The sequence below is a fragment of the Nostoc sp. genome (assembly GCF_054880495.1).
Genome location: NZ_JBTYKD010000051.1, coordinates 1 through 21684 on the forward strand (window position 1 = coordinate 1; position 21684 = coordinate 21684).

Annotated in this window: 18 protein-coding genes and 2 pseudogenes; 10 read left to right on the top strand and 10 right to left on the bottom strand. The window is 41.6% G+C overall.

Translation table 11 applies throughout. The features are described from left to right. Positions 1–311: pseudogene (locus tag ACYTXL_RS05645) on the top strand (hypothetical protein); the annotation flags it as partial. Positions 312–446: 135 nt separating this feature from the next. Then, positions 447–1664 (top strand): bacteriohopanetetrol glucosamine biosynthesis glycosyltransferase HpnI, encoded by a 1218-nt coding sequence (hpnI, locus tag ACYTXL_RS05650; protein ID WP_461923846.1) that lies wholly within the window; start codon positions 447–449, stop codon positions 1662–1664. 343 nt (positions 1665–2007) lie between these two features. Here the strand turns inward: hpnI and ACYTXL_RS05655 are convergent, their stop codons facing one another. Both ACYTXL_RS05655 and ACYTXL_RS05660 read right to left on the bottom strand, forming a co-directional pair. Further along, entirely contained in the window at positions 2008–2463 is a 456-nt protein-coding gene (locus ACYTXL_RS05655; protein ID WP_461923847.1) for a cupin domain-containing protein, read from the bottom strand. A 254-nt stretch (positions 2464–2717) separates the two neighbouring features. Continuing rightward, positions 2718–3497 (bottom strand): cysteine hydrolase family protein, encoded by a 780-nt coding sequence (locus ACYTXL_RS05660; RefSeq protein ID WP_461923848.1) that lies wholly within the window; start codon positions 3495–3497, stop codon positions 2718–2720. Positions 3498–4120: 623 nt separating this feature from the next. Between ACYTXL_RS05660 and ACYTXL_RS05665 the strand changes: the two genes are divergently transcribed. Beyond that, complete coding sequence (locus tag ACYTXL_RS05665; RefSeq protein WP_461923849.1) at positions 4121–5761, top strand: purple acid phosphatase family protein; 1641 nt, start codon at positions 4121–4123, stop codon at positions 5759–5761. 130 nt (positions 5762–5891) lie between these two features. Further along, complete coding sequence (locus ACYTXL_RS05670) at positions 5892–6794, top strand: alpha/beta fold hydrolase (RefSeq protein ID WP_461923850.1); 903 nt, start codon at positions 5892–5894, stop codon at positions 6792–6794. Between the two features lie 424 nt (positions 6795–7218). Here the strand turns inward: ACYTXL_RS05670 and ACYTXL_RS05675 are convergent. Next, a pseudogene (locus ACYTXL_RS05675) lies at positions 7219–7961 on the bottom strand (Uma2 family endonuclease); the annotation flags it as partial. A 119-nt stretch (positions 7962–8080) separates the two neighbouring features. Here ACYTXL_RS05675 and uvrA point away from each other — a divergent pair. Then, positions 8081–10969 carry an excinuclease ABC subunit UvrA gene (gene uvrA / locus ACYTXL_RS05680; protein ID WP_461923851.1) on the top strand — a complete coding sequence of 963 codons (2889 nt, stop codon included), beginning with the start codon at positions 8081–8083 and terminating at the stop codon, positions 10967–10969. A gap of 76 nt (positions 10970–11045) precedes the next feature. On the opposite strand, the gene ACYTXL_RS05685 is transcribed toward uvrA, so the two are convergent. The 3 genes from ACYTXL_RS05685 to ACYTXL_RS05695 all read right to left on the bottom strand — a co-directional run bounded on the left by ACYTXL_RS05685 (position 11046) and on the right by ACYTXL_RS05695 (position 14387). Further along, positions 11046–12611, bottom strand: a complete 1566-nt coding sequence (locus tag ACYTXL_RS05685; RefSeq protein ID WP_461923852.1) for an HNH endonuclease family protein — start codon at positions 12609–12611, stop codon at positions 11046–11048. Positions 12612–12797: 186 nt separating this feature from the next. Further along, positions 12798–13229 (bottom strand): DUF2358 domain-containing protein, encoded by a 432-nt coding sequence (locus tag ACYTXL_RS05690; protein ID WP_461923853.1) that lies wholly within the window; start codon positions 13227–13229, stop codon positions 12798–12800. Positions 13230–13241: 12 nt separating this feature from the next. Further along, entirely contained in the window at positions 13242–14387 is a 1146-nt protein-coding gene (locus ACYTXL_RS05695; protein WP_461923854.1) for a glycoside hydrolase family 10 protein, read from the bottom strand. 112 nt (positions 14388–14499) lie between these two features. Here ACYTXL_RS05695 and ACYTXL_RS05700 point away from each other — a divergent pair, with 112 nt between their 5' ends. The 3 genes from ACYTXL_RS05700 (at position 14500) to ACYTXL_RS05710 (ending at position 17136) form a co-directional block, all read left to right on the top strand. Continuing rightward, a complete protein-coding gene (locus tag ACYTXL_RS05700; protein ID WP_461923855.1) occupies positions 14500–15363 on the top strand; it encodes an alpha/beta fold hydrolase in 864 nt (287 codons plus the stop codon). 206 nt (positions 15364–15569) lie between these two features. Next, entirely contained in the window at positions 15570–16055 is a 486-nt protein-coding gene (locus tag ACYTXL_RS05705; protein WP_461923856.1) for a molybdenum cofactor biosynthesis protein MoaE, read from the top strand. Positions 16056–16815: 760 nt separating this feature from the next. Beyond that, positions 16816–17136: a hypothetical protein gene (locus tag ACYTXL_RS05710; protein ID WP_292793085.1), complete on the top strand. Its 321-nt coding sequence runs from the start codon at positions 16816–16818 to the stop codon at positions 17134–17136. A 27-nt stretch (positions 17137–17163) separates the two neighbouring features. Here ACYTXL_RS05710 and ACYTXL_RS05715 read toward each other — a convergent pair whose 3' ends face one another. The 4 genes from ACYTXL_RS05715 to ACYTXL_RS05730 all read right to left on the bottom strand — a co-directional run bounded on the left by ACYTXL_RS05715 (position 17164) and on the right by ACYTXL_RS05730 (position 20754). Next, a complete protein-coding gene (locus ACYTXL_RS05715; protein ID WP_461923857.1) occupies positions 17164–17487 on the bottom strand; it encodes a DUF2103 domain-containing protein in 324 nt (107 codons plus the stop codon). 5 nt (positions 17488–17492) lie between these two features. Next, complete coding sequence (gene clpS, locus ACYTXL_RS05720) at positions 17493–17819, bottom strand: ATP-dependent Clp protease adapter ClpS (protein ID WP_461923858.1); 327 nt, start codon at positions 17817–17819, stop codon at positions 17493–17495. A 580-nt stretch (positions 17820–18399) separates the two neighbouring features. Continuing rightward, positions 18400–20430: an FAD-dependent oxidoreductase gene (locus ACYTXL_RS05725; RefSeq protein ID WP_461923859.1), complete on the bottom strand. Its 2031-nt coding sequence runs from the start codon at positions 20428–20430 to the stop codon at positions 18400–18402. Positions 20431–20595: 165 nt separating this feature from the next. Further along, the gene (locus ACYTXL_RS05730) at positions 20596–20754 is read right to left on the bottom strand and encodes a hypothetical protein (protein ID WP_461923860.1); all 159 of its coding nucleotides are present in this window, start codon (positions 20752–20754) and stop codon (positions 20596–20598) included. Between the two features lie 119 nt (positions 20755–20873). On the opposite strand from ACYTXL_RS05730, the gene ACYTXL_RS05735 reads away from it, so the two are divergent. Both ACYTXL_RS05735 and ACYTXL_RS05740 read left to right on the top strand, forming a co-directional pair. After that, complete coding sequence (locus ACYTXL_RS05735; protein ID WP_461923861.1) at positions 20874–21074, top strand: hypothetical protein; 201 nt, start codon at positions 20874–20876, stop codon at positions 21072–21074. Positions 21075–21308: 234 nt separating this feature from the next. Next, entirely contained in the window at positions 21309–21575 is a 267-nt protein-coding gene (locus tag ACYTXL_RS05740) for a hypothetical protein (RefSeq protein ID WP_461923862.1), read from the top strand. The last annotated feature ends 109 nt before the right edge of the window (positions 21576–21684 follow it).

Sequence of the window (21684 nt, forward strand, 5' to 3'; positions counted from 1 at the left end):
GTTTATTGCAAACTGGTGGCGTTACAGAGGAATATTTGCTTGGGTTGATACCCCAAATCCAGGCAAACTTGGTGGAGATTTACTCTCATCCAGCGATGCCTACGGTGGTCAGTGAGCGCAGCCGAAGTGCGGACTTCTCTACCAGAGGCTACGCCAACGCTAACGCTATTCATGGCGATCCTTTGAATGCAGCACTAGAGGCAGGTGAAGCAGAACTTGCTGCTTTATTAAGTGAACAGGTACGCGAAGCGCTCCTTAGTAACGGCTTTGAAATTACCAACCACCATTTACTATCCCAACGTGCCACCTAAAGAAGAATTCAGAATTTTGAATTCAAAAGTAATAACTTTGTCATCCCAATTTCATTTAATATACATAAAAAAGTCCTAAACTTCTCAGCAGCGAATCGAGAAAATGCTAACATTACTTGCCTGCTAATCAATTCCATGTTTATATCTACTTTCTTCACAAATCTTCACCTGATTATTATTGATTTACTGCTAATTTTGTGCATATCATCTATCTGGTTTTATTGCTATGCAATTTATGCAGCAATAACTTTTTTTGCTGATCCCCGGCCAATTGATCTAGAGTTTCATCCACCTGTTAGTATCCTCAAACCCATTTGTGGGCTTGATAGCGATGCTTATGAAAACCTAGCCTCATTTTGTCAGCAAGACTATCCAGAATATCAAATCATCTTTGCTGTGCGAAGTTCTAAAGACCCTTGCATAGAGGTTGTAGAGAAAGTCATCGCCAATTTTTCAGATTTGGATATTCTGCTGATCGTAAGCGATCGCGTCATCGGTACAAACCTGAAAGTTAGCAACTTGGCCAATGCCGTAGCCAAAGCTAAATACGAAATTTTAGTCCTTGCTGATAGTGACATCCGAGTTGGAACAGACTATTTGCAAAGAGTTATCCAGCCATTGCAAGACGAAAGCGTGGGTGTAGTTACTTGTATGTATCGAACCTTAACTCAAGGATGGATATCGACATTAGAGGCTATTAGTATTACTACTGAGTTTCATGCTGGGGTTTTAGTCAGCCATATCCAGGAAAATGGTATAAAATATGCCTTTGGCTGCACCATTGCCATCCCGAAAAAAGTACTAGAAGCCATCGGTGGATTTGAAGCGATCGCTGATTATCTAGCAGATGATTTCCAACTTGGCTATCTACCTGTCCAAGCAGGTTACAAAGTTGTGCTTTCCGATTACATAGTTGAACATCTACATAAAGGTAGCACCTTAATTGATGTCATCAAGCGCCAGATTCGTTGGGCGCTTTGTAAACGAGTTTCTCGTCCTTGGGGTTATCTAGGACTAATTTTTACCTATGGTGTCGTCACCAGCTTGCTGCTGTTAATTGCCACAGATGGTTCAATGCTAGGATGGCTAGCACTATGTATTTGTTGGGTAACAAGATTGGTAATGGCTTGGGTTGTTGGTACTATCAGTCTGAAAGATCCAATTGTCAAAAAGTTTGTGTGGCTAGTTCCTGGGTGCGACTTGTTAAGCTTTGCTATTTGGTGTTTTGGCTTTATTGGCAACACTATAGAGTGGCGGGGGCAGAAGATGAAGCTAACTAAAGATGGAAAATTACAAGTACAAGAAGACAAAAGTGATCAATTATCAATTAAGGTTTTGACTAAGACACTGTAGCGGAAGTTTAGCTACCTTTAAGTAATTACGAATGAGCAAAATACATTAAAAGTGAACAGAGAAATCCCTATAAGGGACTTCCAAATAAAAAAATACTCAACTACTTCTTGTGAGGTGGGCGTCTCGCCCGCCTTGGGCTACGGGCGGGCAAGATGCCCACCCCACAAGATTGGATAATTTATTTGTTGGAAATCCCATAATTAAAATTAGGGGATTTGTATCAAGAGTTTTTAACCCACTGAGGCGGTCACTGAGCTTATCGAAGTGTAGGTTTTGTCTGTATAGCCGTGAATTCTATTGGCTAGGGCTAGTATAGTAATTCAATTACGAATTCAGAATTATTTTAACAGGGCATCAAAGCATTTAATCTTCCCAGTACTGCCATATCTTCTGCATCTAACTCCGTCGGAATACCACTGCGAATCAATTCTGAAAAGTCTTCATTGGGAACCATAACAGTCAACGTGTATAAGCGAGTAGAACCAGTATTTTTAATCAAATGAGTGCCAGTGGGAGGCACTAATAAACTATCTCCAGTTTGGATCACGGCACTCTTGCCGTCACACATAGCGATCGCTTCACCTTTGAGGACGAAAAACACTTCCACCGCCCACTGATGGCGATTTGGCGGTGTTTGTCCGCCAACATCAAAAATTTCTATGCAGCAAGTCAAGGAAGTATTAGCATTTGTGGAATCGAAGATAATTGCTAATCTATTAGAGTCATTGGGACTAATGCGATATACTTGGTAATCTTTGAGAGATTTGATCACCGGAATTACACAACGAGTAGCGTACATTTATTTATCCCCTCTGAAGTTATCGATGGGTATGAAAATTGCTCAAATCCAAGTTCTGAATCACAGAATTTTAGATTTTAAATTTTGGATTTTGGATTGAATAATTCAAAATCCGTCTTGGAAAGCCCATGCAACTTTCCGCAAAATTTAAAAATGTCTGAGAGCAAGGGAATTTAAACGCGAGAAGAAATCTAAAATTCTTGATCTAAGAAAAACTATTCAAGCATGAGGTCAATCTAAAATCTAAAATTGAGCTACTCCTCACTCTTTTGCAGTGCTGTTAAAATTGCTTGCGAGTCAGTGACAAAACCGAAGCATTGTTTGACATTATACAATGTCGCCAGCCAACAATATTCAGGAGAAGTGGTAGCACTACAGTCTTTAACTAAAACGCAGTCATATCCTAAGAAGTTGGCATCACATAATGTAGTTAGCACACATTGATCAGCATTAACACCAGCAAAAAATAATGTTGTCCTTCCCAGATTCCGCAAGATAGTATCTAATGGCGTATCCCAAAACCCACTCATGCGGTATTTGTCCACACGAATATCTTCCGGAATCTGTTCTAGTTCGTCTACTACTGCTGCGGCCCAACTACCTGCCATAAGTACTCTAGCACCATTGCTTGGCAGGGGATCGCCCAATCCCACTCCCTCCCCTGTAGGATTATATACGTGACGCGAACCAGCACTAATATTGAGTAAGTCGGGACGATTTCCCCAATTTACCCAAATGACTGGAACACCAGTTTCACGCAGTTCTGGAAGTAAGTTGTTCAAAGGTTGAATGGGCTGACGCGCCGGAGTTACGTCTACACCGATATGCGCTAACCAGCCATCAGGGTGACAGAAGTCGTTTTGCATATCAATGACGAGGATAGCAGTTTTTGCCAAGTCTAGGCGCAGAGTTTTAGTTTCAGTTGATAAAATAATCGGTTGTGGCGTCTTTTGAAGACGAGTAATATCTGCGATCGCATGATTCACTGTCCACGCATTTGGCGCAACTCCCAATGTCCGAAAAGGTAGATTCATAAATTGCAACACCCAACACCATTTTCTCTTTTGTAACTTGAAATTCAGTTGAAAATACAATTACTTAATCAAGGTTAAATATGATAGATTTCACAAAAAGAACGTCCAACGGCACGGAAGCCCCTTGGCAACAGCTGCGGGGGGCAAGCATACCAACGGCGGATATTTATGGCTCTTCAGTACTTACTATGCTAAACTCCTTTGATAAAACCCTGAAAGCCTTATTTATCAACATAATTAGCATTATTTGCTAACATTTTAGGATTTTAGCAATAATTTTGGCTTTTAACCCTATTTTTTAAGCCAAATTTTGATGTTTAACTAATAATTTGGCATAACAGGTACTGAAGAACCATATTTATTCACCTTGAATATACTCATGCTGCGGTTCCTTAGCAACGTAGATTAAATAAAATGGAAAACTTTTTCCTGTTTCTAGCTTCCCTCTCCTTTATCAGGAGAGGGATTGAGGGTGAGGTAAGCCAAAGCTCGGACACCCGACAAAATTTGGTATGTTACTCATGCTCAGACATTTAAGTAGCCGTAAAATATCCTCAGTGGCTATGCTTGTGCTTGTTATATGCTTTACTCTGGTAAGTGTGCGTTCATTTGGGCAAACAATTATGACATCAGCGCCGCAACTACTCACTGACCCATTTTTGCAACTGCCAACTGAAACCTCAGTGCGAGTAGTTTGGTTTACTGAGTTTCTTGGTGTTAATCATACAGTAACCTACGGCGAAAGTCTTAAACAAACTGCTAAGGCAAATATTATCAAACTCAGTCGCACGCGTGAAGACCAAGAGTCAAAAGTTGCAAACCAAACTAAAGATGGTCAAGTTTATCAAAAACCCTTCCAGCGTGATATTTGGCGACATGAAGCTGAGGTAACTGGGTTAACTCCTGGTTTGCGGGTAAACTATCGTGTTACGAGTGTGCGAGAAGACGGCGAAAGTGTTAGCAGTGATGTTTTTAGCCTCGCAGCTACTCCAAAATCGGATACACCATTAAAAATTTTACTCACCTCTGACCATCAATTAAAGCCGATGACATCTGCAAATCTGCAAAAGGTGGTAGAAACGGTTGGACGAGTCGATGGAGTGTGGTTTGCTGGTGATTTGGTCAATGTTAGCGATCGCGCCTCAGAATGGTTTGATGATAATAGTGGTGGTGCGTTGTTTCCCGGTTTACAAGGTCGTGCTAAATATGACATGACGCACGACGGTATTAAGACAACCTATACTGGTGGCCAAATAATTCAATATGCACCCATGTTTACTTGCATTGGCAATCATGAGGTGATGGGGCGCTTTGCCAGGACGGAAAGTTTAAATGGTGAATTTGATGATACAATTCCCCGTGTTATTGCTCAAAAAATCTACTCGGACAAATCTTTAATAGATAATTCTTTTAATACTAATACCTACGAAGAGATTTTCTCTTTACCAAAAAGTAAAGAGGGGGGAAAAAGGTATTATGCAGTTAGTTTTGGTGATGTGCGTTTGGTGGTACTGTACGCTACGAATACGTGGCGCACTAAGAGTTTAGATGGAAAGCGTAAAGGTAGATATCAAGAAGCAGAAAAGGATTTAAATAATCCTGAAAATTGGGGCTATGGACAGTTGATTTATGAGCCAATTGCTAAAGGCAGCAAGCAGTATAATTGGTTAGAGGCAGAACTCAACAGCCCTGAGTTTAAACAAGCAAAATACAAAGTTGTGATGTTCCATCATCCGCCCCATACTCTGGGTGATAATATAGTTCCAGCTTATACAGAACCAGTACAAACAATTGAACGAGATAACGATAATATCAAAGCAGTGCGTTACGAGTACCCCAAAGACGCAGATTATATTATCCGCGATGTTGTCCCAATACTTGAAGCAGCTAATGTGCAATTGGTATTCTATGGACATTCCCATTTGTGGAACCGCTTTATTAGTCCCAGTGGAATGCACTTTCTGGAAACATCTAATGTAGGCAATACTTACGGCGCGGCTTGGGGTGACAGAAAGCGAGAAGTGCCAATTGGATATCAAGAAAATTATGTTAAGCTTGGTGATCCCAATGGTTTAGAACCGATAGTACCAACAATTGCTCCCTTGCTGGGTGAAGATGGCAAGCCGATGCCTTATATTGCAAGTAATGATATTACGGTTTTCAGTATCTTTGATACGGGGACAGCTACAATAAGTAGTTATCGCTTTGATACCCGCAAGCCTGATTCGGAAGTATTGAAGTTTGATGAATTTAAGTTGAAATAGAGAATAAGTAGAACGGCGTTGATATTGAGTTAGAATTGAGTCAGAGACTCAATGAATGCATTCCCATACTCTGTATGGGAACGAGGAATTAAGATTACTATACTGAAGAAACACTTGATAAATCTTATTAATGACTGTAACTAGACAAGAGCTTGCAACCAAAGACACCTTTGAAAAATTCTTTTGGAATTGGCAGGGCTACAAAATTCAGTATACTGTCATGGGTACAGGACGCCCTCTGGTACTGGTTCACGGCTTTGGTGCTTCCATTGGACACTGGCGCAAAAATATCCCAGTTTTAGCTAATGCTGGCTACCAAGTATTTGCCATAGACCTTTTAGGTTTTGGTGGTTCTGATAAAGCGCCGATTGATTACACTGTGGAAGTTTGGGTGGAACTGCTGAAAGATTTCTGCACAGCACACATACACGAACCTGCTGTATTTATTGGCAACTCCATTGGCGCACTTTTGAGCTTGATAGTACTGGTAGAACATCCCGAAATTGCTGCTGGTGGTATTTTAATTAACTCTGCGGGTGGTTTGAGTCATCGATCGCACGAATTGAACCCACCATTACGGATTGTGATGGCAGCTTTTAATCGGTTTGTGCGATCGCCAATTACAGGTAAATTTGTCTATAATCGCATCCGCCAAAAAGCTCAAATTCGCCGTACCCTCTACCAAGTTTACCGCGATCGCCAAGCCGTCACTGATGAATTAGTCGATTTACTTTATACTCCCTCTTGCGATCCGGGAGCGCAACAAGTTTTCGCCTCCATTCTCACCGCCCCTCCTGGCCCAAGTCCAGAGGAACTATTGCCTAAAGTAGAATGTCCTCTTTTAATAATTTGGGGTGCTGATGATCCCTGGACACCAATTAGCGGGGCGAAGATTTACGAAGAGGCGCGTGAGAATGGCAAAGAAATTAAAATTGTTCCCATTCCTAATGCCGGTCATTGTCCCCATGATGAAGTTCCAGATATTGTCAATGCCCAGATAGTCGATTGGCTAGCGCAACATCAAGAGTGCTAAGTCAGAAGTGAGGAGTCACACAATTTTGGATTGACCCTAGCAATAAGGATCAACAATCAATACTGTCGCTGAATCGTGGGGATGACCTACATACTGTCGTAGAAGTGTTAAAACGCCTAGCTTATTTAATTCGTAATTCGTAATTATTGCGTACACCAAGGCGATCGCACTTTAGAACTCGTGGTGTCCAGATCCCCGACTTCTCAAAGAAGTCGGGGATCTAATTTTTGTTGATCTCGGCGTTCCGAGTTCCAATTTCGGAGTTCCGAGTTCCAATTTCGGAGTTCCGTGTTCCAATTTCGGAGTTCCGAGTTCCAATCTCGAAGTTCCGAGTTCCAAGCACGAAGTTTCGAGTTCCAAGCACGAAGTTTCGAGTTCCAATCTCGGAGTTTCGAGTTCCAATCTCGGAGTTCCGAGTTCCAATCTCCAGTTCTACTCCTAGCGCTTTTAACTGAGCTGCTAATCTCTCTGCACGCTGACTTTCTTGTTCTGCACGCTGTTGAGCAGCGTTTTTCTCTTGCCGTTCTTTTGCTGCTAACTCCAAACCCCACAGTAATAGTTCGCCGTTGTCATCCCACCAACGTAACCAATAACCTGTGCGGTTTTCTTGGCTTCCTTCCCATACGCCTAAAAACAAGTTGATTTCGGCAATCCAGTGACGATCGCTTGCATCCGGCGTTTGAGTTCATAATTTCCTAAATCATCTCGCCGATAAACTTCTAAAACTCCTCCCTCTGGTTCAAAAATTACATAGTTTGGCACTTGTAAAATTTGCTCATAATAAAACCATTTACCTGGGGGATAGGTCGGTTTACTAGAATACTCTCCACCTTCAGTATCTGAGATAAATTCCATCACAATTAGGGGGATATCACCTTGCAGTCGTGGGGTATAACCGCGCTTGACTTCTTCTCGTGAGACTCGAATAGATGATACATATCCCCAATCTGGCGCTTTGATCACAAATCGATTATTCAAGGTGGCGCAGATGCCGTAGTTAGTGATGGTTAAAGCATCAGCGGGTAATCTGCTGGCAAGTTCCAAACTTTCTGTTAAAGCAGCAGCCAATAGTGGCTGATTAATGTTATCCACTGGCTCGTTCTCTAAAACAAAATCATCAGGTAACTTTTCCCAAGTAACTTCATGGGTGGTGGCATTGGTTAGCATAATCAGAATATCTCAAGTAAAACTTCAATTTAAAACAGTACTATTGTTCTACTATAAATCAATTAAAGATAGTATTATTAAGGACTGTTTCATCAGAAACTCCCTCTTCGCCGCCCAATATGTCAGACCAACAGCTAGCAGCATCCTTGAATGGACATCTTCCGCACCCCAGCCACAACAGCCAGAATACGATTCGGATTCGGGGTGCTAGGCAGCATAATCTGAAAAATATTGACTTGGAACTGCCGCGTGATCGCCTAATCGTATTCACTGGCGTTTCTGGTTCTGGTAAGTCTTCCCTAGCGTTTGACACCATTTTCGCTGAAGGGCAACGTCGCTATGTGGAATCTCTCAGTGCCTACGCACGGCAATTTTTAGGACAGTTGGATAAGCCGGATGTGGAGGCGATTGAAGGCTTAAGTCCAGCAATTTCCATTGACCAAAAGTCAACGTCTCATAACCCCCGTTCCACTGTGGGTACGGTGACGGAGATTTACGACTATCTGCGGCTGTTATTTGGTCGGGCTGGTGAACCCCATTGTCCGATATGCGATCGCTGTATTGCACCCCAGACAATCGATGAGATGTGCGATCGGATTATGGAATTAAGCGATCGCACTCGCTTCCAAATTCTTGCACCCGTTGTCCGGGGTAAAAAAGGCACACATCGTAAGCTTTTGTCAAGTCTGGCATCTCAAGGTTTTGTCCGCGTGCGGATTAATGGCGAAGTCCGCGAACTGTCAGATTCGATTGAATTGGATAAAAATTTTACTCACACCATCGAAGTAGTAATTGACCGTTTGGTGAAAAAGGCTGATATCCAAGAGCGTTTGGTTGATTCCTTGTCTACGTGTCTCAAACAATCGGGTGGGATTGCGACCATTCTTGTGAGTCTACTTGGTGACGATGGACAAGAAAAAGAAGAAGAATTAGTATTTTCGGAAAACTTCGCTTGTCCAGAACATGGGGCGGTAATGGAGGAACTATCGCCGCGATTGTTCTCGTTTAACTCACCTTATGGTGCTTGTCCGCACTGTCATGGAATCGGGACTTTAAGAAGATTTGCGCCTGATTTGATCATACCCGACTCGGAAGCGCCACTTTATGCTGCGATCGCGCCTTGGTCAGAAAAAGATAATTCTTATTATTTGGAATTACTTTATAGCGTAGGGCAGAGCTATGGGTTTGAGTTACAGACAAATTGGAGCAAGCTGACAGAAGAACAGCAGCAAATTGTTTTGTATGGAGAGAAAGATGAACGAACCGCAGAGGCACAGAGGAAGCAGAGTTTTAAAGGTGCTATTCCGATTTTGCAACGACAATATGAAGGTGGTTCTGAGTTAGTTAAGCAAAAATTAGAGCAGTATTTAATTGATCAGCCGTGTGAAGTTTGTCAGGGAAAACGGTTAAAACCGGAAGCTTTAGCGGTGAAGTTGGGACAATATGGAATTTTAGAATTGACTGGGGTATCGATTCGGGATTGCCGGGAGAGAATTGATCAATTTAAGTTGAGCGATCGCCAGTTACAAATTGCTGATTTAGTACTCCGAGAAATCAAAGCAAGATTGCAATTTTTGTTGGATGTAGGTTTAGATTATCTCACCCTTGATCGTCCAGCCATGACTCTTTCCGGTGGCGAAGCCCAACGAATTCGTTTAGCAACGCAAATTGGTTCAGGTTTAACAGGAGTTCTCTACGTTTTAGATGAACCGAGTATTGGTTTGCATCAACGAGATAATGGCAGGTTGCTCAAAACCTTAACTAAATTGCGCGATTTGGGTAATACATTAATTGTCGTTGAGCATGATGAAGAAACAATTCGTGCAGCTAACTACATAGTTGATATTGGCCCTGGTGCAGGAATTCACGGCGGAAATATTGTCGCCCAAGGTGATTTTCAGGCGTTATTAGCAGCAGAAGATTCCTTGACAGGTGCATATTTATCAGGAAGACGAGTAATTACCACACCAGCAGAACGCCGAGAAGGAAATGGGCGCAGTTTGGGAATTAAAAATGCCCATCGCAACAATTTACAAAATATAGATGTAGACATTCCATTAGGTAAACTCGTCTCCATTACAGGTGTCTCTGGTTCTGGTAAATCTACCCTGATTAACGAGTTGCTGTTCCCATCTCTGCAACACCATTTAACTAAAAAAGTTCCCTTACCCAGACATTTGGATAAAATTCAGGGATTGAATGCGATTGATAAAGCGATCGTTATCGATCAATCTCCCATTGGACGTACACCACGTTCTAACCCTGCAACTTACACAGGAATTTTCGATGCCATCCGAGATGTATTTTCCCAAACAGTAGAAGCTAAAGCTAGGGGTTACAAACCCGGACAATTTTCTTTTAACGTTAAAGGTGGACGTTGCGAAGCTTGTAGCGGACAGGGTGTGAATGTTATTGAAATGAACTTTCTCCCAGATGTTTACGTGCAATGCGAAATTTGTAAAGGTGCAAGATACAACCGCGAAACTTTGCAAGTGAAGTACAAAGATAAGTCTATTTCTGATGTTTTGAGAATGACAGTTGAGGAAAGTTTAGACTTTTTCCAAAATATTCCCAAAGCGATCGCGCGTTTGCAAACTTTATTTGATGTCGGGTTGGGTTATGTCCAACTAGGACAACCTGCGACTACCTTATCTGGTGGTGAAGCGCAACGAGTGAAATTAGCCACAGAATTATCTCGACGCGCCACAGGTAAGACACTTTATTTAATCGATGAACCGACAACCGGGTTATCTTTTTACGATGTCCACAAATTGTTAGATGTGTTGCAAAGATTGGTAGATAAAGGTAATTCAATATTAGTAATTGAACACAACTTAGATGTAATTCGTTGTTCTGACTGGGTGATAGATTTGGGGCCAGAAGGTGGCGACAAAGGGGGAGAATTGATTGCTGTGGGGACACCAGAGGAAGTTGCAAAAAATCCCAGGTCTTATACTGGGCAATATTTGCAGCAGGTGTTGAAACAGTATCCGGCGGTGAAAAAGTAGCACGGTGCTTTAGTGAAAGCTAACGCATCTTATTAGCTCATCACTATATTTAATTTAATGCTTGGTTTTAAAATATTCAATTTTTGTATGTTGTATTACAGTATGGATGAGTCAACTGTGCGTTTTCTAAAGTCCCTAGACCACCATCAGCTTTTCTCTTAATGTGATCTATAGAGTTAAGACGAGTAGGGAGACAGCCACCACAGATTTTACATCGTGGAGAGCCAGGTAAAGCATCTCTGATAAAAGCTGCTGCTTTTGTCTCTCGTGAGAATTCTTTACTTTGGGTATCACTTGTGTTATTTTTACTTTTAGTTTTTAGAGAGCCAAAACCTTTTTCGATGATAATCTCCTTAATAATATTTTTTTTATCTATTCCTTGCAATAATTTATCAATAATTTTTATATAAAAATCTTTAACCTTGTCTCTTGCTTTGAGTGCATTTCCATTTTTGCTGACAATCTGCGGAACCATATCATCTTGCCAAATCACCCATTCAAAATCTTTTCGGACTTGTATAAATTTAGAAAAGTATTTAGTTTTTTCTAAATGTAATATTAAGGTAACGATGCCATAAAATGAGCCTATTTTGGGTTTTCCAGCGCTAGTGTAAAAATATATAATGGGGTGCAAACCCAGAGATGAAGGATGATTGCTATTTATCCTTTGTGCTACCGTTTTGCAATTTTTTAGCAGTTCTACTGTTTTTTCTCCTGTGGGATCGTCTCCTAATTGATTATCTACTTGTATATTATTAATCATATTTACATATTCTAATATGACTTCAATTTTTTCAGGAGCCGATAGACTTCCTACTATTGGCACGTCTAGAGTTTTAATGGGATTTTGTAGTTTAGGTTCAAAAATAAGTTGATGTATTTCTTGAGCAAGTTGTTCTATTTCATCCTGTTTATTTTGTGAGAAGTCTGACCAATATTTATGGCCATTACCACTTCTCATAATTGCACGAGCAGCAACACCATTAGGTGTCTTTCGTGCCAGTAGTAAACGCATTTCAGTTTCACCAATAGGTGCTGCTTGTTGGTTAATTTTAAAAAAAGATGCTTCTGCTTTTTCTGAATTACCTTCAACCCATTGTAGCTGGATACCTAAAGCTCCTAAGTTTCTTGCTCTATCAAGAAACTTTTGATCTACTTGTCCTTGATGCTGTGTTAAGGATTGATAATCCTTATAAGAACCTATAGTTGCTTTAATAAGTTTTCTTACCTCTTGAGCAGCGCCTTTTTGCTCTTCTGTAATATCTCCATCATAAAATTCTTTGGAAATTTTACCATCGCCATAGTCATCATTGATCCAAGCAATTAAAGAACTAAGTCGATGGGAGCCATCAATGACAAAATAATAACTACTAGAACTTCTCCAAAGAATAACAGATGGTATTAAATCACCATCTAAAAAACTTTTTATAAACTCACATATTTTCTGAGACTCCCACTCATTAGTTTCTCTTTGAAAATCAGGTTTACGTAAAAATGGATAGAAAAAAGAATTTTTTTCTAAATCACGGATAGATATCATAGGAATATTTCTTCCTATGTTTTGGCCTTGCTGTCCTTGTACTTCAAATGCTTCTCTCGGTACAAATGCATCTAGACTGACCTTTAGACTGTCCTTTGCCATCTTCGCTACTTTTTAAGTATAAAATTGCTCTAATGATTTATTATATATTACAAATATTACAATTTCTATAAAGCAAATCGTTGGGATGTAAAGAAATTTTAAATCGAGTTAATTAAAAAATGGCAATAAGGAGTGTAGGCAAATCTTTTAGGTAAATGTCAATCAAGGTTTTTTTTGGCAAAATAGCTAATTAACCATATTTCCCCTTTGCCAAAACTGCCGTAAAATTTCCCCTGGCTTTCTATCCCAAGTGTCGATATGTTCATATATTAAATTATCTTGGTTAAGTTTATACGTTGAATAGCCATTAAAAAGCAAACCAGCTTTCCAAGGAACACGCAACACTCCCCGCACTGTCCACTTGGCTAAAATAGTATCTTCGGCTGACTGATAAACCTCATGCACATCAAAATAAATTTGGATAAAAAATAGCCGAGCGTGAAATCGCAAAGTCCAAAATATAATGCGATAGTTAAATTTGTATTGGAATGTATTCACCGGGTCTTTAAAATAGATATCTTGTGTATAGATGTGATATGAGATATCTTTTTGAAAAAGTGTTGGTAAATCCTGTTTGAGAGTTTTAATTACCCGTTCCACCGATAATTGAGATTCCACGCGCATTTTTCCTTAAAAAATCTTTTTGAACAACCTTTGCCAAATAGAAGATGTCCTCTTGTTACTCACACCACCTCCATTCAAATCTGACAAAGTGGGAAATGATGCAGACTTAGCATAAGGCCCATTTCGCAAAACTTTAGCTAGGGTATTGTTATTCTCGCGCAAACCTTCGTAAAAAAAGAATACCTCTCCTTGAATGCCAAGTTGGCGATTGTATTCAATTGCCTGCACCAGATATTCTGGACTAATACAATAACTGCCAAGCTTCATTAATATTCCCGGTGCTAACTTCGGTAGTGTCGCATCTGTGAACTGTTGATTTACCAGTTTATCAGCGATCGCACAATAACTCCTGAAGTCACGGCGGTAAATCTGCGGCTGAATCATATCAACTATTCCCCGCTTCAGCCATGCGGGGGAGTCTTGCAAATATTCCTGGAATGCCCAATCATAGATATTAGGTGCGATCGCTACCAATAAGTTAGGATTCACCGCTTTGACCTCCCCATAGAGACGCGCCAAGAAGTCAGTGAGAATATCTGCACGCCACTGTAACCATTGTCTATTCTTGGGATTCTGTGGCGGATTGCGATTAAATTCCTGACGATAGCGGGTGACAGTTCCCTGATCATAGCCACCTTCAGAGGGTAATGCAGGCAAGCGATCATCACCTTGAACACCATCCACATCATAATTCTTCACAACTTCCAGCACCAATTTCAACAAAAATTCCTGCACCTGTGAGTCGAGGGCATTCAACCACTCAAAGCCGTTTTTCTTTAGTAAGTTGCCGTTACAATCACGCGCAGCCCATTCCGGTTTTTTCTGCAAAAGTACACCGCCATTCAAATTGTAGGAACTGGCAAAACCGTATTCAAACCAAGGAATGACTTTCAACCCAACTCGCCGCGCCTCAACCACAACTTCTTCTAAAGGGTCGCGTCCTACACACGTAGGGTCAATTTCGACTCTAAAAGTCTGCTGCATTGTTTGACTAGGATACAGAGTTACAGCCTTGTTCCAAACCACGGGAAACACCACATTAAATCCCGTCTCAGCAAGGAAATGCATCGCCTCAGCAATGCGTTGCTTTGACTTTAGAACTTTACTATCAGTAGTCGTCAGCCAGATACCACGCGTTTCTATTGTGTCCATTTTATTTGTGTCTCAAATAATCATCTTATTGCCCTTTTAAAACTATCTCTTAGCAGATGTTTTTACGAAAAACATTACACATAATAACTATCACCTACAAAAAATACTAGATATGTCTGTAATAGAAGTGACTTGGAAACACAAATATATAACTACTAATGGGGTGAAACTACACTACGTTACCCAAGGTGAAGGCCCCTTAATGTTGATGTTGCATGGGTTTCCTGAGTTTTGGTATTCTTGGCGGCATCAAATACCAGAATTTGCCCAAGATTTTAAAGTCGTCGCCCTTGACTTGCGTGGCTACAACGATAGTGATAAACCAAATGAGCAATCAGCTTATGTAATGAATGAATTTATCAAAGATGTTGAGGGAGTAATTAAAGGATTAGGATACCAAAAGTGTGTTTTAGTTGGACATGATTGGGGTGGTGCGATCGCTTGGAATTTTGCCTATGCTCATCCCGAAATGCTGGAGCAATTAATTATCCTTAACCTACCTCATCCTGCCAAATTTGCCCAAGGGTTACGCACTCCCCAACAGTTGCTACGTAGCAACTACATATTCTTCTTTCAACTACCGTGGATACCAGAATTACTTTTACAATCTTCAGACTACCAAGCTATTGAAACAGCTTTTAAAGGTACAGCAGTTAACAAGAGTGCTTTCACTAAAGCGGATATTGGCGCTTATAAAAATGCTGCTGCAAAACCCGGTGCCCTCACAGCAATGTTAAACTACTACCGCAATATTTTTCAACAGAGAATGCTAAATCAAAATTGGGGCGTTCTAGAAGTGCCAACACTGATGATTTGGGGAGAAAATGACACTGCACTCGGCAAAGAATTAACCTACGACACTATAGCCTATGTCAGGGACTTTCAAATCAAATACATTCCTAATTGTGGTCATTGGGTGCAGCAAGAACAGCCTGAGTTGGTCAGTCAGTATATGCGAGAATTTCTCAAGACTTAACCTAATACTATTTGCTAATCCATACAAATCGAGCCGAACCCGATATCTCGTGACATTTCCTGTACATCCAACCCTACCTTGGCTTTAAACCACTGACGGTTAGCGTCAATGTTTTGCCCAAAAGCATTAGCAAGAGCAACTAAATATACACCAGCAGCCTTTTGTTCACAGACAATAGAAAAAGCCCATATTATATCAACGCAGTTATGACGACTACACTTGCTTCTGCTGTTAAACCAAGAGATGAAGATAGTTTTGCCATTAGCTTTGCACCACTATCTCTTGAAGAAATCTATGCCAAGTCTGACGATCCAGCCAACGGTGCTGTGGTTATGATGAGTGGCGTGGTTCGCAATCAAACTGATGGTAAACCTGTAATTGCTCTAGAGTATCAAGCTTACGAACCTATGGCATTGCAGATATTTTATCAAATTGCTGCTGATATTCGCTTATCTATGTCTGATGTGAATCGGGTAGTGATTCATCATCGCACCGGACGTTTGCAAGTTGGAGAAATTAGCGTTTTAGTAGCAGTGGGTTGTCCTCATCGGAGTGAGGCGTTTGAAGCTTGCCAGTATGCTATTGATACTCTCAAACACAATGCTCCTATTTGGAAGAAAGAACATTGGGAAGATGGTTCTAGCAGCTGGGTGAGTATTGGTGCTTGTGAAACATTGGGAGAAAATTGTTAAGATTTATAAGCTATTGTCTTCAAACAATTGCAATCTATTGAACAGGCAGTTATTCATCCAGCAGCAAACTATGATCTGTGCTGCGCTAGTTGCTGGATAACAGTTTTTTAACCAAAATCTAAACCAATTAATAATCTCAGGACTTACGCACTAAAAACTTGAAACCTCGATCCCCCCTAACCCATGCCACTTGCTCTACTTGGGAAGACCCCAGACGCTCACAGACTCGCTCTCCGTGGCACTATCGCTTTTAGTGTCTCCCCAACTCTTGGAGACGCTGCGTGAAGGGAGAAGACCGCAGTGGCTCCCCGATAAATTGGGGGGAAACTCAAAGAGCCAACTTTTTAAGGGTGTTGGGGGATCTCTGAGGGCTATTTCGTTCTAGACAGAAACCGCCCAGAACTGAAGTTCAGGGCTAATAGCTAAAGTCCGTTAAAACGGACTATAACATGAGTCTTAGTCCTCTTTAGACGAATGAGTGCTATTAGACTCAGAATTCATTCTGAGGCGGACTAGATCAGAATGAAATAGCCCTGGGGGATCTCTTGTGCGTAAGTCCTAAATCTTTAATTCTCGAACGCCTGCTTCACAAAAATATTTAATTTTTACTAAAAATATCTCAATTTGCAAAACAACAATTTTTGTTGCATTTGTTTACCTAAACTGCATGACTCTATTGAGGTTTGTAAATATTTTGTATTCCTGCAAGGAATATTACTTTAGACTGAATTTCAACTGAAAAATATGGGGATAAACACAAATGCATTCGTTAAATATATTTTGTCACGAATTTGTAGTTGCTGTTTCCTTTGTAGCTTGCATTATTGGACTGGTGTTATTATGGGACAGTAAGCAGCAAAAAAATGATGTGGAAGAAACAGAGCGGATTCTGTTTAGAATGAGCTTTACTTACTGGCTAGTTTATTGTGTAGCCTTTGGCATAGAGAAAATAGTTTTACCCGACTGGGAATCTGTAGTCATGAGTTTGAGAATAACTACAGCTCTGTCATATTTTTTAACTTTTTCTTGTATTGTTAGTCTGCCACTACACAAATTTGCAGTACATCGTGTTGAGGAATAGTCCTTGAGAATTGGGCATCGGGCATGATTAAGATTTCATCGCGATCGCTAATGCCATTTCTAGTTCCAACTGCGGCAAAGTGGTTAAAATAAATACCTCTTGTACCGTCTTTCCCTGCCGTGCAATTACTTTATAGCCACCGCGAATCGGTACTGAGACACGCAGTTGCATTTTTGGACAATGACCTCTTGCCCGCCCAATCACTCCCGGCGTCACGGTTTGGATGCCATCGTGCCGACAAAGACGTTCTAAAATCGGGATGAGACCAGAAAGATGTGTTGAGTGATTCCAAACCAGTCTAGCAGCTTTTTGCGAAGCCGCTCGGAGGGGATCTACGGTGGGTTTGCCCATGATGATTAAGCTGCTTCTAGAGGTGCCATTGTCAAACCTGCTCGGCGCAGCTGCTGGTGATAGAGTTCCGCAGGTTCTTGGGGACCAACCCAGACGATCGCTTGACCTTCATAGTGTACCTGATTAGTCAAATCCCAGGCGCGATCGCCAGTCATCCCCGGAATATATTTCATCAAACATTCAGCCACATGTGGGAATGTATTAAAATCATCATTTAATACAATCACTTTGTAATTTGGATACGGCTTGCTGGTAACTTGATTAGACCGTTCAGGAGCTATAGTTGGTGCTGTGGCCATCCCGTAAACATCGGCTGAAAGTGTCGTAACCATAGAACAATTGGGCAAGATAATTTTACAAATATTAACGTGTCGCGGAAGTCCCCACCTTCTGGTGCGTCCGCTACGCGAACAATGTACTCTAATGGTAGGTATTGTGAGCGGGGGGTGAACGCGAACAGCGTCACGAAGTGAGGATTGCATCCAGTATTGTTTTTTTGGGTCAGCAAAAACAAATACGCTTATGTATGACGAATCCCTACGATTTTCTGATAAGATAGTTAATGTCTTGACCATCAATGCCATAAGCGAAAACCTTTTCTTATAGGTATATGTTGTAAGAGAACCCTTCTCTTCTCTTCGAGAGGCTGCGCCAACGAGAGGCTTCTCTTTCAGAGACGCTAACGCGAACGCCAACGACTTCGCTCAGGGTAAAAGATTTGGGTCTTGGGAACCAGGACTCCTGACAAGAGGAGAGAATGTCAGACTTTCTAGTACTACGAAGTCCTGGAGGCTGTTCCCGATGAATTGGGAAGCCCGGTCCGTCTTACGGCGCGGTAGTTCACATAACTAGTTTAGTCTATTGTCTGGGGAGTTAGGAGTTAAGAATAATTCATGCCCCATGCCCCATGCCCTATTTCCAATTATCCCAGTTTTCGTTAAAAATAGATGTATCTGGGAAAGCGGTAGGATTACCATTTTGTTGCAAAAGCCGTTTGAGCGCTTCCAGTTGTAGCTCTTGTTTGGGTAAGTCATCGATTAGTTGGTAAGGTGCGATCGCATTTTTGATGGCAAAACTAGCAACTGTTCCCGCAGCTGCGCCAGATGACCATTCAAAGGAATGTACCCGATAGGCAGCAGCAGCAATATGACTAGTAGCAATGCTTTTACCTCCTACCAGCAAATTGTCAATTTTCTGAGGAATCATCGCCCTCAGAGCAATTTGGAAGGGATAAGCTTGACCAGCACCAAGCCTTTCGCCTGGATGTTCTGTATTACCAGGGGCTTCTGGGGGACTATTCACCATGCAAGGATGGAAATCTATCGCGTAGTGACCAATACCCACAGCGTCGGGGAAGATGGTAGAACGAGTTCGTCGCATTGCCTTGTCTGGTGAAATTTTACCGTCAATTACTGATACTGCTTCCAAACCGGCAAGGGCTGCTCGTAGCCTGCGATACATATCTGCTGGCAGAGTCTTGGAGTAATACTCATCATTATAATTTCGGCGAGAAATATCAATTTCCCCAATACTAAAGCCTTCGGGTTGTCCCCAACTGGGGCGGCCAATGATCCGCCGTCCTTCGCGCATATAAGGATATTTCGATAAGCCATGCACTGTCCCCATCGGGGAATTTAGCCCTGACAACAAGCGATTATTGGCTTGCTGCTGCTTTATACCCTCCCCCAATCGGGAATCTGTAATCCCAGCTACCAACCAGTAATAGAAAGATAGGGCATTTTCCTCAGCCTTGCGGAGGGTTTCTGTCCGCAGTCCCCCCATCCAGCCCCCTGGTTTTAACTGCCCAGTAGCTTGTAACTGTTGGCGACTGTAAATTAGGTTATCGTTAGCTGTTCCGGGGCGGTAGTCGTTACCCCAAGTCCAGTTTTGCATTGAGATGTCCCCTGGTGTCGCAGCAGTAAAATTTACACCCCCGAATTTTGCAGGTTTGCCTTTGTTTGGACTCCAAATCCGACGATAGGCGAAAACTAAATCAAAGTTAGCCAGTCGCGTTAATTCATAACTGAAATATGGCGCGTATTCTAAATAAAATGGGGGCATCGTCTGCGGTTGTGGTTCCTTGGTTGCCTCCATTGCAAAGGTGTAGGTAAAACCTTGAGGGCAATAAGGGTCGTTGTTGCTGCTGGAAGCAGAAGGTTCTAGGTAGGAACGGGCATCAATCCCTAATCGATAGGGAACATCAGCAAGGGCGATAATTTCTCCAGTTTCGCTGGTGTCTACGACGTACCATTTAGGAGCATCACCTTTCGCTTCCTTGGGGATAAAACGGAGAATAGTTTTAGTAAACCGAGATGAGTTTTCGTAGCTATAGGCATCTTCAATACTTTGAGATAAAGTAAAAGTATTAAGAGGTGGTGCGCCTTTTGCTGGTTGATGTTGGATTGCGATCGCACTATTAATTATTTTGCCATCAGCAGCGATTTCCAAATCCTTAATTACTGTGTTGGGAAACCATTGCAACTTTCCTTTGCCCTTTTTCTCAGCATCTTTGAGCATCTGAGTCAAAATGGTGTGAGCATCGCTGGGAAGAAAGCAAGATTCACTTACCCAACAGTTACCGGGGTTAAGTTTACCGTATTTGCGCCCAATCCGGTTTCGCAATTCTAGGTAGCCGCGAGAATAGAATTTGAGAGCTCGCTGAGTTGGGCGTTCGTCTAACGCAGATGTCCCTTGAGCAGAAATTTGTCCTCCCAGCCAGTCAGTAATTTCCGTGAGGCAAACGGTTCGTCCTGCTAGCAACCCCTCGTAAGCTGTGGCTACGCCAGATAGTCCACCACCTACAACTAAAATCTCGCAATTAACACTTTTGTCTGGGGTTCTTGGTGGTGTGGCGTTCGCCCAATCAAATGCAACTAAGCTAGATATTAAATTGAGACTGATCAGCGATGTCAAGCTATAAGCTACTTTGTGTCTGGGCTTCATGGTTAAAAAAATCACTCCAAATCCTATGTCACCTTGTAGACGTTAGCATCCAGCAAATGTTCATTACAAGCTTATTGAATTGGGTATTGAGCATTGGGAACTGAATTCTTCCCAATACATAATACCTAATCGCTAACTATTAATTCCCAACTTCTAACTCAGCACTCAAGCAAAGAGTAGACCACGCACTCCACTTACACCAGATACTTTTCCACACTGGCTCCCGGCTACAGAGCCTACGTAGTAGCCACCAGCAAAAGCTAAACCTGTGTCAGTTCTCAAAAAGAAAGCCCGATAGAGAATATCTAACTTTTCTTCTTCCATAGCACAGGAGTCATTAATAAAGGGTAAAATTACTTTTTGTAAACAACAGCCTTTAAAAGTTATCTTCTAATATTTCTGCTAATCACTTCACAGCAAATCACAAAATTGAAAACGAGACTATGGATGCATCCACATCTACCCAACAGGTATCAAGCGAAAACACTGTATCGCAAGTTGCTGAAGATTTAGTAGCGAAGATGAAAGAATGGACTAACCTTCGTCATCAAACCATGAAGGTTGAGCAGGAAGTGGAAAAACTTGGCGGTAAATCGGCGCTTGAACTGCTCAAGATTTGGGAAACCGGAATCAATAAGGCTTAGAGACTTTTAAAACTGCTTGTCTTTATACGGAAGGAAAATAAAACATTTGATACCTCTAAATAAAGTATCTAACTCAAAGCCTTAAAGCTAGTTTAGTTCGATACCATATTACTTTTCAATTGCCTGCTTTTAACATCACGCAGACTTATTGAATGCTTAGTTTTGTTTTGGTATTTCACTTGCAAGCAACTTTTGCTAGTAGGAAAGTAGACTGTCAAATTACCTAGATTACACATGAATCAACGTAAATATTCGTCTGAACAATTGTTGCGATATGACGAAGACGGGATAGAATATTTCACAGTTAAAAAAACTGGCTTATCTGGAATGTCGCATGGTGGATTAGCGCGGTTTGTTGGCAAAGATTATACGGCAATTATCTACTGGGTTGAGCGCGTTGAAAAGGCAGACCTGGTGGAAAATAACCTCCCAGAATACTTGAAGGCTTTTGCTGGCAAGGACGTAAAGCTGGTGAACTATCGTCCACAAGTGCATATATAGCAACGGACAGGTAGCTTAGGACAGCAATAAAATCACAAAGTACGCTGTTGAAGGGGCGTTTCCCGCCAACTGTCCTAACAGCTTTGGCGATTGCTATATATGGTAGCAA